Annotated in this window: 10 protein-coding genes, 1 pseudogene and 1 riboswitch; all 11 genes and pseudogenes read right to left on the bottom strand. The window is 66.4% G+C overall.

Translation table 11 applies throughout. The annotated features are described in order from the left end of the window. Positions 1-2 precede the first annotated feature (2 nt). Complete coding sequence (locus tag A5708_RS13735; protein WP_065029160.1) at positions 3-1,268, bottom strand: PPE family protein; 1,266 nt, start codon at positions 1,266-1,268, stop codon at positions 3-5. Positions 1,269-1,949: 681 nt separating this feature from the next. Beyond that, positions 1,950-2,063 (bottom strand): annotated as a pseudogene (locus A5708_RS27565) (type VII secretion protein EsxI); the annotation flags it as partial. A 378-nt stretch (positions 2,064-2,441) separates the two neighbouring features. Next, the gene (locus A5708_RS13730) at positions 2,442-2,777 is read right to left on the bottom strand and encodes a DUF732 domain-containing protein (RefSeq protein ID WP_065029159.1); all 336 of its coding nucleotides are present in this window, start codon (positions 2,775-2,777) and stop codon (positions 2,442-2,444) included. An 18-nt stretch (positions 2,778-2,795) separates the two neighbouring features. Next, the gene (locus A5708_RS13725) at positions 2,796-4,013 is read right to left on the bottom strand and encodes a PPE family protein (RefSeq protein ID WP_065029158.1); all 1,218 of its coding nucleotides are present in this window, start codon (positions 4,011-4,013) and stop codon (positions 2,796-2,798) included. A gap of 21 nt (positions 4,014-4,034) precedes the next feature. Beyond that, positions 4,035-5,222, bottom strand: coding sequence for a PPE family protein (locus A5708_RS13720; RefSeq protein ID WP_065029157.1), 1,188 nt, complete (start codon positions 5,220-5,222; stop codon positions 4,035-4,037). Between the two features lie 17 nt (positions 5,223-5,239). After that, the gene (locus tag A5708_RS13715) at positions 5,240-5,539 is read right to left on the bottom strand and encodes a PE family protein (RefSeq protein ID WP_065029156.1); all 300 of its coding nucleotides are present in this window, start codon (positions 5,537-5,539) and stop codon (positions 5,240-5,242) included. Positions 5,540-5,819: 280 nt separating this feature from the next. Beyond that, positions 5,820-5,995: riboswitch (M-box (ykoK) riboswitch) on the bottom strand. A gap of 137 nt (positions 5,996-6,132) precedes the next feature. Then, positions 6,133-7,965 (bottom strand): type VII secretion system ESX-5 AAA family ATPase EccA5, encoded by a 1,833-nt coding sequence (gene eccA5 / locus A5708_RS13710; RefSeq protein ID WP_065029155.1) that lies wholly within the window; start codon positions 7,963-7,965, stop codon positions 6,133-6,135. Continuing rightward, positions 7,962-9,161 carry a type VII secretion protein EccE gene (gene eccE / locus A5708_RS13705; RefSeq protein WP_065029154.1) on the bottom strand — a complete coding sequence of 400 codons (1,200 nt, stop codon included), beginning with the start codon at positions 9,159-9,161 and terminating at the stop codon, positions 7,962-7,964. Before eccE ends, eccA5 begins: the two co-directional genes overlap by 4 nt. 16 nt (positions 9,162-9,177) lie before the next feature. Continuing rightward, positions 9,178-11,046 carry a S8 family serine peptidase gene (locus A5708_RS13700; protein ID WP_065029153.1) on the bottom strand — a complete coding sequence of 623 codons (1,869 nt, stop codon included), beginning with the start codon at positions 11,044-11,046 and terminating at the stop codon, positions 9,178-9,180. After that, positions 11,024-12,535 carry a type VII secretion integral membrane protein EccD gene (gene eccD, locus A5708_RS13695; RefSeq protein WP_065029152.1) on the bottom strand — a complete coding sequence of 504 codons (1,512 nt, stop codon included), beginning with the start codon at positions 12,533-12,535 and terminating at the stop codon, positions 11,024-11,026. Before eccD ends, A5708_RS13700 begins: the two co-directional genes overlap by 23 nt. Before the next feature lie 267 nt (positions 12,536-12,802). After that, complete coding sequence (locus A5708_RS13690) at positions 12,803-13,705, bottom strand: ESX secretion-associated protein EspG (protein ID WP_007771416.1); 903 nt, start codon at positions 13,703-13,705, stop codon at positions 12,803-12,805. Between the last annotated feature and the right edge of the window lie 79 nt (positions 13,706-13,784).

Below are 13,784 nucleotides of genomic sequence, written 5' to 3'. Positions count from 1 at the left end.
GGTCACTCCTCGATGTACGGGATCACGATGATGGTGGCCGCGGCCGGATCGGCTTCGGCGGCAACGCCGCCCAGCGCGCCCGCCGCCGCGGCGGCGCCGCCGGCAGGCCGGGTTGCGGCGGCCGCGACGGCGCGACCGGCAAGGCTGGACAGGGCCATCTGACTGAAAACGCCCTCCTCGCCGGCCAACGCGGCCGGCGCCGCCGCCATGCTGGTCGGCAACGCCTGGGACAGCGTTCGGATCGCCGGCGCCGCTTCCGTCCAGCCCTGCGGCACCGACATGCCGCCCACCAGAGCGGCTTTGCCCATCGACCCCGACGCCTGCCCTGCGCCGACAGCTGAGCTCAGCATCGGCTGGACGGCGTTGGCGCCACTGGCCAGCGGCGCCAACGCCCCGGAAATGGCTTTCGGCCCAGCCATATACGCGGCCACGCCCTGGCCGTTCTGCCCCCAGGCATAGGCCTGACCGAACGACAGGAACGGACCGCCGGGGATGGAGCTCCACGACTGCGGGGAGTAGGGCCCGGTGAGCACCGACCAGAATTCGTTCCAGTTCGTTATTGCGCTTGGCAGGGTAAGGGTCGTTCCGGATGTTGACGTGGTGGTTGAGCCGGCGTTCGTCACCGCCTGTGCCGCCGGCTGCACCGTGGTGCTCAGCTGGGACAGCTGGCTGACGGTATTCGCGCTGGACTGCCCGGTGCTCTGGGCGACCGCGGCGGCTTGCGTCGGACCGGCCGAGTCGTTGGTGGTCTGGGGTGGCTCGGCGAACGGGGTCAGCGCAGAGGCGCCCGCCGACGCCGCCGTGTACGCGTACATAGCGGCGGCGTCCTGCGCCCACATCTCCATGTAGTGGGCTTCGGTGGCGGCGATCGCCGGGGTGTTCTGGCCGAGGATGTTGGTGGCGACCAGGGTCGCGAGCAGCGAGCGGTTGGCGGCGATCACCGGCGGCGGAACCGTCGCCGCGAAGGCGGCCTCGTAGGCGCCGGCCGCGAGTTTGGCCTGGGCGCCTGCCTGCTCGGCTTGCGCGCCGGTGGCGTGGATCCACGCCACATACGGCGCTGCCGCGGCGGCCATCGCGATGGATGAGGGGCCCGTCCACGGACCCGTCGCGAGAGTTTCGATCGTCGAGCTGTACGACGCCCCAGTGCTTTGCAGCTCCGCGGCCAATTCGTCCCATGCGGCAGCAGCGGCCAGCAGTGGCCCCGAACCCGCCCCGACATACATCCGCCCCGAGTTGTATTCCGGCGGATAAGCCCCGAAATCCAACATCTAAAACCTCCGGTCCCTCATCTGGCGGCCATAGTAGGCACCGCATCGCGACCCCGGCACCGACAAAGTCGCGGCTCTAAGGGAATTCATGAAATCCACTGCGAGATACATGTGCGGATTCCATGTGTTACAGACAACAAAACCATGCTGCTCCTAGCTCTGAATCGGCGCCTGAATGGCGTGCGAACGAGTAGTCAAGCCACGCTGCTTTTGCACCGACGATGCTGCCTATCGCTTATTTCATCAGGCGTTGCCGCCAGGTAAACATTTGTAAAACAAATATGCTCACAACGTCTTGACCTGTGTGAGAAGGACGCATAGCGAGCGCGGATTTAGTGGTGTAAATCACGTAATGAAGTGCATGTGGGCAGCGTTGAGTGACGGATCAAAACAATTAATCCGTGGATCCGTCGATTGGTCGGATTCTGATACGAAGATCGGCAGCTTTGCCGACCTTGTAGACTAACTCAGAAGCAACCGCCATTCTGTCTGGTTGCGAATCTCGACAACCTCCCATATCGGTTTTAACAAATTATTGAGCCGTACATTTGCGGCCGGCCGGAATCGCATCTCAGGTTTTGGTAACACCATCGCCTGCGGTGAATTCACCGGATGCATTTCGGCACTGCTGCGGAATGTAACCGAACCGTTCGTCCGCGGGAGCGGGCCTACTGGTAGCGCCGCAGTCGGCACATCACGAACGACTGCCCGATGCCCAGGTTCCGAGGGTGCGGCCCGGGCGCGGCTCAGTGCGTCATGAGCGGCTACATCGCCGAACTGGTAATTGATCGTCACACCGTTCTCCTGAAGTTCCCTCATACGAGTAGACGCGGTTACTCTGCCCTGGCACTGATTAGCTACTGACAGTTTCCTGAAAGGCCATTTTCTGCTGATCACTGCCACTTTCCCGCTCCACTCCCCACGCCGATAACAAAGTTTGGGACGTTGCCGAACAGCCCGAATTCGTGGATTCGTGTGGATGGAAAGGAGATTGACCACCAGACCGCCGAGTTCTCACAGAGCTGATTGCGTCGTGTGAGGGGATTCGGCACGCCAACCGCGTCAAGTGACATGCCATCCGACGTCGTTTTTTCGACGGTCCGAGAAGGTGACCGTTGCCGTGTGAGATGACGGTCACGTGCGGACTCGATTCTCCGGCCTCCGATTTGACCGTTAGCCACTGCTTTGCGGATTTGTTCCGCCATCGCTGGTGGACAGCCGGTCGGGGCAGTAGACGCTGGCCGCGGCCTGGACGAACTCGGCGGCTTTACCCATGGTGAACGCCGGATTCAGCTCGTGCAGATCCTTGACGATGTCAGCCTCTGTGGTGCCTGACTTGGCCAGGTCGCACACCTTCTGGCCCGCTTTTATGGCGCGGTCCGGGCTCTGATAGGTGATACCGGCCTTATTGAGGGCGGCGAGGAACGCATCGTCATCGGAGTCGGCGTCCGCTGGTACTGCCATCCCGATCAAGGCAACGGCGGTGGCCAGAAACGGTAGGAACCTCATGTCGCGAGTTCCCTGTCCCTAGCCGGCGGCCGGCGGGCGACCCATGATGCGCAGGCGGAACCCGTACATCGGCTCAGAGAACTCGTCCTCATGCCCACCGGGGACGCCCGCCAGGGGCACACCCGGCATGCCCACTGCCCCAGCCTCTTCCATCACCATCGGGGTCGCGGAGCCGAAGCCGTGGTAGGCCCCGAGGCCGACCTGAGTCGTCGCCGCCACTGGCGTGATCGCCGCTCCGGTTGCGCCCCAGGCGGGCGGAACCGACAGGGCCCCAACCAGACTCGCCTGCCCTACGCCCGCCGCCGCTGCCGCGCCGGGTGCGGTCACCGACGCCAGGTTCGCGGTACCCCCAAGGCCGGCGGCCAGAACTCCCAGTCCCGACGTGGTTGAGTCGACTGCGTTCAAGGAGGAGATGGAGTTCATATTGACCGCCGAATCGATGAACGACGTCGGGTTCAGCAGCCCGCTGGTGGTAAAGGCGTTGGAGAAGTTGGCGACCGAGGCGTTGTTGAGGAAGCTTCCCAACAGTGACCCGTTGCTCCCATCCAGGTAGTTCATCAACCCGGCAAGCCCCGTGGTGGAGGTATTCGTATTGGGCGCGAGGCCGAGCCACTCCAGCAGACTCTCTCCCGAAGAGGTACTCGAGCTGGTCGAGGCGCCATTGGCGGCGTTGACAACTGCGGCGGTTTGTAGGGCCGTTCCGTCGCTGGTGGTAGCGGACTGCGGTTGTTGGAACGGCGTCATTTCGGTTGCCGCGCGCGAGGCGCTGCTGTAGCTGGTCATCGCGGACGCGTCTTGAGCCCACATCTCGCCGTATTGGGCCTCGTTGGCCGCGATCAACCCGGTGTTCTGGCCGAAAACATTGCTCGCCACCAAGTTCGTCAGCTGGGTGCGGTTGGCCGTGACGACGGCCGGCGGCACGGTCGCGGCAAACGCGGCCTCGTAGGCAGCCGCCGCCGCGTTGGCTTGTGTGCCGGCCTGCTCGGCCTGCGCGGCGGTGGTGTTGAGCCACTCGACGAAAGGTGCGACCGCAGCCGACATTTTGGTCGAGGACGGTCCGAACCAACCTTCGCCGGTAAGCGCTGCGATCACAGTTTCATAATTGGTTGCAGCGGTGTGCATTTCAGCAGAGATAGCATTCCACGCGGCCGCAGCGGCCAGCATAGATTCAGAGCCTGGGCCCGAATACATTCTGGCCGAGTTGATTTCCGGCGGCAATCCCGCATACAGCGACATGACATCTTCTCCAGAGTTCTATCAGCCGGCGGCCGGCGGACGTGGCATGACGACGGGTCGAAACCCGTATTTGGGGATGGCGCGGCGCGCTCGCCTGCCGGTACCGCCCATCGGCCCTGCGACGCCTCCCGGTCCGCCTGCCGCCGGTGCGGCCCCCGTGTCAGTGAGACCGGTGACGCCGGTGGCCTGCACGGCCGTTTGACCGGGGGCGATATTGGCGGCCGACGCCCAACTCTGCGGCACCGACATCGACCCGACCAGATGCGCGTTCCCTATCTCGGCAGATGCGCCGCCGAGGCCGGCCGACCCAACCGTGTTCGATGCCAGGTCAGCAGTCGCGGCGCCCTCGGCGTCGGCGGCGAAGTCCCCCAGGCCCCCCAGTGTCGTGGCGTGCTGCGCTGCCAGGACGCCCTGGAGCGATGCGATGATGAATTGCGGGTTGAACGGCCCACCGGCGAGAGCACCGTTCACCACCGCGGTACTGAAGAAGTTGCCATTCGTGAAGGTGCCGAAGGCCGAATTGTCCGAGCCGCTCAGCAGGCCCGCCAGATACGACGACACCGACCCTGGGGAGGAGGAGGTGGAACCGCCAACTGCCGACGACAGGTTCGACTGCACGGCACCGGCCGGCGTCTGAGCCACCTGAGCCACCGCGTTGGTTTGGCCGGCCACACCGTCGGCGTTGGTGTTCGACTGCGGCGTGGCCAACGGCGTGAATTGTGCCGCCGCACTCGATGCAGTGGCATACCCGTTCATCGCGCCCGCGTCCTGAGCCCACATCTCGGCATACTGCGCTTCGGTGGCGGCGATTGCCGGGGTGTTTTGACCAAGAATGTTGGTAGCAACCAGCATCGCCAATTGAGCGCGATTGGCCGCGACGACCGCCGGGGGCACCGTCATCGCGAACGCCGACTCGTACGCGGTCGCGGCGGCGAACGCCTGACCGCCGACCTCCTCGGCCTGGGTGGCGGTGCCATCCAGCCAAGCCAGATAGGGTGCCGCCGCGGCCAACATCGACATCGATGAAGGACCCAGCCAACCCGAACCGGTGAGTTCGGTCACCACCGATCCGTAAGAGGCTGCTGCGGAACGCAACTCAGCAGCCATGGTGTTCCAGGCCGCAGCAGCGGCCAACATCGGCCCCGATCCCGGGCCGGAATACATTCTGGTCGAGTTGATTTCCGGCGGCAGCGCCGCAAAGTCCAACATGGTCCCCCCTTTGGGGCTCAGCGGGCCGCGACGGCGTTGGCCGCCTCGGTGGCCGCATACGATCCGGCGCTGGTCTGCAAGGTGGTCACGAAGTTTTCGTGTATCGCCGCGGCTTGGGCGCTCAGCGCCTGAAATGTCTGACCGTGCCGTGCGAACTGCGCAGCGGTCAGCAGTGACACCTCGTCGGCGGCGGCGGGCACCACTCCCGTCATCGGAACGGCCATGGCCGAGTTCTGGGCGGTCAGGGTCGAACCGATCTCTTGCAGCCGGCCGGCGGCAATGCTCAGCGATTCCGGCTGTGCGGTAACAAAGTTCATCACAAATCTCCCCACGAGGAAGTCGGCATACCAGAGATTCTGGCCAGCCGCGGGCGCGCGCCTACGCCACACGTCAGTGAGCGCGCGTGCTACGAAAATCGGCTAAATGCAAGCCAATTCAGGAAAATACGATGCCGAGGTCGGATCGACGCGAAATGGTCAACGATCTGGCATATGGACTGTCATCGGGACTAATTCGCTCTCACCTCCTCCAGGCCAGGGCACGCGGGGATGCCACATACTGCACACGGGGAGTAACAACCAGGCGAAACAGCCGGTTGCGGCACCCCTCTCGTCAGAGCTTCGGCACCACACGGCGTATCCGGCCAACCAAAGCCGAAAGCCACTTGGGCTCAACCCTTAATCCGGGAGGAGCTGTCCTGACCCTGGGCGTCTTTCGACGTTCGAGGTCAGTGGCCTGTGTCCGTGCAGACGCCTCACCTAGCGAGGTGCTTGCATTGGCAATGGTGGCACTCGACCTGCGCTGAGTCAAGCTGACATACAACGCATTCCCAGCGGTTCACCCCGCCGTCACCTGCAGTGCACCCGCGCGGGCCGCGGCGGGGCGGGTACGCGGACCCGGCAAGTACGGTTCAGTCCGCCTTTTTCTCGGCGACCGCCGCGCTGAGGCCCTCGGCGAGATCCTCTTGGGTCAGTTCCTTGAAACGCAGCAGTTGCCGCTCGCTGAACTCGGTCACGTCGCTGGACAGCACCGCATCCAGGTCTTCGTCGTCCAGACGGAAACTGCGGTGATCGCGGGCTTTCTCAACCACGTTGCGCACGAACCCGGCATTGCCGAGAGTATCGATGCCGCGGATGAGATCGCCGTCCTCCGAATAACTTTCGTCGAGGTAGAACTTCGTGTACGACGGCAAAAGCGCCTGCGCCGATTCGTCGGTGATGACGTCTTCGTTCTCCTGGCCCATCAACCGGGTCAGCGCCACCAGCTCGTCGGGGGTGTAGCTGAAAAACTCGATGACGGTCGAAAAGCGCCGCCGCAGACCCTGATTCACTTCGAGCATCTTGTCCATGGCCTTTGCGTAGCCGGCGCCGAAAACCACCAGCTCGTCGCGATGATTCTCCATGTACAACAGCAGCGTGTTGATGATCGCGTTGCCGTAAGGGTCGCCCTGCTGATAGCCCTTCTCGTGCAGCGTGTGCATCTCATCGAAGAAGACCGCGCCGCCCAGGGCGCCCTCCAGGAGCTCCTCGGTGTTCTTCTCCGCGTCGGCCATGTAGCGGCCTAGCAGCTTGGTGCGGCTGGTTTCCACCACCACGGGCTTGCGCAGCACGGTCAACCCGCACAGCTGCTTGCTGAAAGCCCTTGCCACGGAAGTCTTTCCGGTGCCGGGCGGGCCCAGCAACAACGTGTGGCGCGAAGTGACCGGCACCGGCAGGCCCATCTTGGCGCGCGCGAGGTTCACCTTGGTGGTCGACTTGATGAGCTTGATCTCGCGCTTGGCGCGCTCCATGCCGAGCATGGCGTTAAGCTCGGCGTCGCCTTCGGCCAGGTACTTCGCCGCCTCTTCGGCGTGGCGGGCGGCCTCCGCCTCGGCCCGGGTCGGCGCGCTGTCCGGGTCCCACGGGTCGGTCCGGGCCTCGATCGTCTCCGGATCCGTCAGGACCAGCCGGAAGTTCGGGTTGTCCAGCGCTTCGCGGGCCGGTGTGAACTTCGGATCCCGCGAGTACACCCGGCGCAGCAGCTCGACGGCCTCGTCCTCGCGGCCCAGATGCCGCAAGCACATCCCCTGCGTGTACAGGGCGATGTTGGCCGCGCCCGGCACCTGGTCGCCCTCGATGGCATCCTGACCCCGGCGCAACGCCTCCTCGAACACACCCAGTGAGGCCAGCGCCGTGGTGGCCATCGCCGCGCCGGCGGCCTTCAGCTCGGGCTGCCGCCAGGTCTTCCCCTCGGCGAACTGGTTCAGCACATCCGGCCAGCGAGCCGTGCGGAAATACAGCACGCCGCGCACGTAGCTGACCAGTTCCTCATCGACCGGCTGACGGGGTTCGACGCCGTCGATCAGTTTCGCGGCTTCCTCATAGCGCTTCGCTTCGGCGAGGACCGCGGCGTACGCACACGCCAACGTTTCCACGCTGGTGACGGCCAGCCGCAGGAACAACCCGTCGGAAACGTCGGGCCGGAACTGCAACTCGGTCACCCCGAGGCGGCGGGTCTCCCAACCGAACGTCCGGATCGAGGACCACGCACCGGACAGCACGTCGATGCTCTGCTCCCCCGCCAGGATCCGCGCCAACCAGGCGTCGCACATTCCCGGATCCAGGTTGGTCGCGGTGGTGAACATCTGCGACGCAACCTGCGGATTGTGGCTGGGCTGCAGCCCGTTGACCGAGACGCCCGAGGCCAGCAGGCCGGCGACCATCGCGTTACGGGCACCTTCAGCGGTTGAGTGCGACCTCGTCATTGCGCTACAGGTACGCCCGCCGAGCTCCCTCGCAGCTGGCCGACGGATAGCGCAAGATCGTCATCGTCGGCGCGCAATGGACGGCTCGGCACGGCCAGCAGGGGGCGCGCCGTCGGGGCGGGCAGGCTGGCTCGCACCGCGGCCAGCTGGCGTCCGGTGAGACGGTTGAGGCCCGACGAGACGTTACGGCGCAACCGCTTTTCGGTGTGGTACCGCACCCAGGCCGACATCTGCGGCCGGCCACCGCGCGAGGTGAGCCGGATGGTCAGCACGGTGGCCACGGTCTCGTCCTCCCACAGCTCGTCCAGCTTGTCGGTGGTGATGTCGGACGGCGACAACCACAGGCTGGTGACGAACCCGTTGAAGTGCTTGAGGCGGCGCCAGCCGGGGCGGCTCCAGGTCGGTTCCAGATCGGCCAGCACCGCACGGTCGACCTCGGCCAGCTCCTCCGCGGTCAGCGGCCGGGCCGCACAGGTCAGCCCGTCGAGGTCCTGGGCGAGCCGTTCGGTGGCGGCCACCAAGGTCGAAGCCAGCGAATCGCGGGCCGCGACGGCGGCGACGTTGCGCTGCGGGTTCATCCGCAACACCAGCCAGGTGCGGCGAATGTACGAGGTGGGCTCGTCGTTGGCCACCTCCCACTCGTTGGGGCCCCAGTCGTCCAGCTTGGACAACTCGGCGGCGTTGCCGCCACGGCGGACCTTCACCGACACGATGTCGACGTGATCGAGGTGGACGTCGAACTGGCGCAGGCCCGAAGCGACGGCCGACACCAGCAGTGTGGGCGCCGAGTGCCGGTGACGAAGGCGCGAGGGCGAGTCGTCGTCACCGCCGTTGATAGCGATCACCGTGACCAGCCGGCCGTCGTGCTGCCGCACCCCGACCTTGTCGCGCCCGTACTTGCGCTGATAGTCGAGGGCCGGCGTGCAGCCCGCGGCCAGCGCGGAGCCCGGGTCGGCGGACCAATCCCACAGCCAGGTGGCCAGCCCCGACGTGACGGTCAGGCCGTGGTAGGTGACCAGCGACAGCAGCGTCACCAGCAAGGCCAGGCCGACACCGACCCAGAACGCGATCCGGTAGGTGCCCTGCCATGACTCGGGGCAGTGGCTCGCTACCACCATGATCAGGACGTCGACCAAAAACACGGTGGTCAGCCGCGGCCACGACAAAGACAACCCGAACCTGCGCTGACGCTTCATGAAAGCTGCTCCGCCCCTATTGCTCTTTCCGCGATCGCTTCATCAGCATCGCCGTACCGAAGACTCCGCCGCCGATGAGTAGCGCCCCGAGCAAGCCGCCGGCGGCCACCCACACTGGCACCATATCGCGGTGTGGCGCGGGTTTTGGAATGTTCAGCGGTGCCGAAAGTTGCTGCGGCGGTTTCACCGGACCGTCGGGTACATCCCAGGTCAGTGCCGCTACCGGGTCGACGACGCCGTGACCGACCTGGTTGTCCACGCCGCGAGCCGGCGCACGGGCGGTCCGGGTCAGCCGGTTGATGACCTGATACGCCGACAGCTGCGGGAACTTGGCCCGCACGAGTGCCGCGACGCCGGACACGATCGCCGCCGAGAAGCTGGTGCCGGCCGGAACCAGCAGCGTGTTGTCGGGTCCGTCGATCGCGTTGATCAGGCCGTCGTCCCGCGGCGACAGTCCGATGACGTCGGTGCCGGGCGCGGCGATCCCGACCCATGGCCCGGCCACGCTCGTCGACGCCTGGCCCTGGTTGCCCTGGCTCAGCGGGCGGCCATCGGTGTCGACCGCGCCGACCGTCAGGACGTAGTCGCTGAACCAGGACGGCGTCACGACCGTGGTGACCGCGTTCCAGTTGCGAGGGTCGTTGGGCTGCAACGGATCATGCGGCGGGTTCTGCTTGCAGTCCTTCTTGCTGGTGTCGCCGGCGGCGGCCACGATGACGGCGTTCTTGTCGACCGCCGCGTAGCGCACCGCCGCGCCCAGCGAACGCTGGTCGATGATGTTGCGCGCGCTCATGCAGGTCACATCTGAGATGTTGATGACCTGAGCGCCCATGTTGGCGGCGTGCACGATCGCCCGCGCCATCGTCTGTACGTTGTCGATCTTCGCCGACGTCTGCGGATCCTCGTCACCGGTGTAAGCGTCCTTGAGGCCGAAGGCTTGGCTGGACTGCCGGATGGCGATGATGTCGACATCCGGGGCCACCCCGCTGAACGCGTCCGGACCGGCCTTCGGCGGCGGGGGCGGCGGTGGTGGCGGCGGCGGGTCAAGCGGGCGCGGGCCGCGCAGGTTGTCGACGTTGGCCACGCGCCCGCCACCGGCGTAGCCGGGGATGGTCACCGTGCCGCCGCCGTGGCTGGACGCCGGCGCTTGCCCGTTGGGGCCCTGGCCACCCGGTTGCGGTCCCGGGGGCGGACCCGCAGGCTGCGGAGCCGCAGGCTGCGGAGCCGCCGGTTGCGCCGGCGGCGCGCCGAAGGGCCCCGGGGGCGGCGCCTGTTCCTGAGACTGCGGCGGCGGGGGGACCATCGTCACGGTCTGCGGCAGCGGTGACAGCGTCACCGTCTGCGGCGGTGGCGCCTTCGGGGGCGGCTCGGTGGTGGGGATGGTGACCGGTTTGCGCGGTGCCGCCGGCGGCACGCCCGCCCCGTTGGCCGACGCCGCACCGATCATCGACGCCACGATGGTGCCGTGGGCATCGCAGTCGGACAGGCCGTCCCCGGACATGATGTAGTCACCGCCGGGAATCAGGTGCGGAAACCTGGGGTGCGGCGTCACGCCGGTGTCGATGACGGCCACCTTCACGCCGGCACCCCGACCGAACTGCCACGCCTCCTGCAGATTCAGCATGTCCATGTACTTGGGCTGTAGCCGGAAATCCGTCCCGGGCAGCACACCGACCTCGGTGCAGTACGAGTTCTGCTTCATCGGAGCCCCCGGCCCCGGCGTACCGTCCGGCGGGACCGCACCGGCGTCGATCGTGGGGGGTGAGATCGCGTACGCGGGCGGCAGGCCGGCTAAGGCGCCCGACGCGAGAAGCGTGGCGGCGATGGTCGCGGCGGACGCGCGACCACGCCACACCTTGCCGTTAGCGATAGCGGATTGCTGCATAGACATTCATCAACCACAATGCCAGCGGGAAAATTGGCATCAGGCAGAGGTATTCAATCCATTCCACGAATTTGCGGAATAGCGGGCTGTAGACGGTGTTCGGCACGACGGCCGCCGATGTCAGTCCCGCCGCGGGCAGCAGAACCAGGATCGCCGCGCTGATCGAGACCGCGAGGGGCGACTGCAGCACCAGCGCGTAGCGCAGCACCACCGCACCGACGATCAGCACAGCCGTCCCGGCCAGGGTGATCGCCTGCCAGCGGTCGACGTAGGAGCGGCCGCGCAGCATCAGGAATCCCGCGCTGAAGCCGGCCAGCAAGAGCGGCAGCCAGCGCTGGCCGGTGTGCGGATCCGACAGCGCGGTCAGGGAGACGATCATCAGCACGCCGAGACCGATCAGCAAACCAGACAGGAAGGAGCGGGCGCGTTCGGCCTGGGTCAGCACGTCGCGGACCGAAGCGGGCCCCTCCAGGACCGGCGGGCCACCGTCGGAGCGCACCACCGTGGTGGGCAGGTCGGGCCGGGCCTCGAACACCCACCGGCTGGTCGCCGACGGGAAGACGGGCAGCCGGATGCCGGCCAGTCGCCGCGAGATCGCCGGCGCACTCTGGTAGATCATCACGGACACCAGCACGACGCAGGTGAACAGCGTGACGGCGCTCGTCATCGCGACCATGCGCGCAAGTGCGGCCACCGACGCGATCAGGCCGACGGTGACGATGGCGGTGTAGATCGCCAGTCGGCGTCCGGTGAACCTGAGGGCGAGGATCGCCGCGATGGTGAGGACCCCGAAACCCAGTACCGCGTGCGGTGATCCGACGCCGCCGGGCGGCGCCGACGCCGCCGCGATCGCCAACGGCGCGAGGCTGCTCAGCAGCATGGTGTCGGCGACGCGCCGTTCCTGCTGGGTGTGCGCCCGCATCAACAACAGAAGCGAAACACCCAGCGCCACCGCGCCGATCACGCCCGCATACACGGTCGGAAGCCACGAGTTGTGGTGCCACCGCCACCAGCCGAGCAGGCCGGCCGCGGTCGTCACGCCGACGGCCACCATCGACGCACCGACCTGCACCGCGATGACGGGGTCGATGGCGGCGAAGCGCTTGCTGAGGTCCGCCGCGACGGCGGTGGAGATGTGCTCGATGACCTGCGAGCGGTGCTCGGTGTCCGGGATGAACCGAATCCACAACCGGTCGCCGTCGTAGACGTCCTGCTCGCTCAGCGATTGGGTGGCCCGCAGCGGCGAGCCATCCACCAGGCACAACGCCCAGCGGCCCCGGCCCGAGGCCTCCAGTGGAGCCTCACCGAGCTCGCGCAGCCTGCTGTTGACCACCTTCAGCAACGGGTCGGTCATCACCGAGACGGGGGCGTTGGCGTCCAGCAGGACGCCGATCTGGACACCCGCGCCGGCCATCACGCCGACGACGACTGCCTGAGGCTGCGAGATTCCCTCTACGTCAGGCTGTGGTACTTCAACTACCGCAGTCATCGCCCTGTACTCCCTATCGTGATGAAGGTGTGAGCCCGTGCCGCCAGTCGCGCGCGGGGGTGCGCCGGTGTACTCGTCGAGGTGCTGCGGCCCCCCGCAAAGTGCATTCCGACTAATTGGAATTCCATCTGCCTCGCCTTGCGATTAAGAGTTGTCGTCGACACCGGTTTGAGATTTGCTGATGCCTTGAGAGAAGTATGCCGTGTTCGCAGCTCAACCGCATGTTGAGTGCAAAGACATTGGTGAACTCTGCGTTTCGCGCGAATGTCAGACCCTGCTGTGTGTTTTCCACTCGCCATAGGGAAGTGTGTCCAGCACCGTTTTGACGCCCACCTGCACGAGCTGCGGGGTGGCCGGACAGATGGCCAGCCATGCCTCCCCCGAACCGGCGGTGCGGGCCTGCTGGTAGAGCGCGATGCGACCGCCGGAGCCGTCCTTGAGTGACAGCACCGAGGCGCTCGGGCCTTTGGCGTCGTCCTGGTACTGGCGGGCGTACACCGCGACCTCGGCGGCGGGGTCGGACAGCGCCTGACCCAGCGCGGCCACCGTCGCGGCGCTGATTCCCATCCGGCGCAGGTCTCCCCCGGAGAACACGTTGAAGCCCGACTCCTGCCAGGACTTCGTCGCTTCCAGCATCTCCTCCAGCGGCACGTTGACGGCGTTGATCGCGGCCGGCTCGGCGTGGTGGATTGACTCGAGCGCGTCGATCACCAGTGAAGCGATCGAGGCGCTGTCCGCGACAGCGACGTCGTCGACGGTGATCTCGCCGCCCACCCGGACCGCCGACACCCAGTGCTGGCCGCGCCGAGCCAGGACCACCCGAAATTCGTTGTCGGGGATGTCGCGCGAGCCCGGGGGCTGATTTTCGTCATCGAGGACGCCGTAGGCCAGCTTGCCTCGGGACAACAGGGCGACAACTTCGAGGTCGGGCGCGGCGAGCACTTTCATCCGCGCGGCCACATGCTCGTTCACCTGGTCGTTCTCGACTATGCCCTGTTCGCGCATCACCGCCATTCCGGGATGCTCGTTGAGCCAGTCGCTCGAATCGGTAGACACATATGGCCGGCACCGCAGCTCCGGCGCGACGTGCCTGATGTCCAGCAATGCCTGGAGCATCCAGAAGCCGTCGACGTTGACAGTGATGTCGGTGCGGGTGCTCTGTTGGTCCATCAAATCCCCAATTGGTCCCTAGTTACCTCAAGCCAAACTGCACGGTAACCGCAGGACGCGGCAGCACACCACCCGTCGG

Source organism: Mycobacterium colombiense, from assembly GCF_001672755.1.
Classification (GTDB): domain Bacteria; phylum Actinomycetota; class Actinomycetes; order Mycobacteriales; family Mycobacteriaceae; genus Mycobacterium; species Mycobacterium colombiense_C.
Note: the sequence above shows the minus strand (reverse complement) of the source record. Positions and strands in the feature narration are given on the sequence as shown.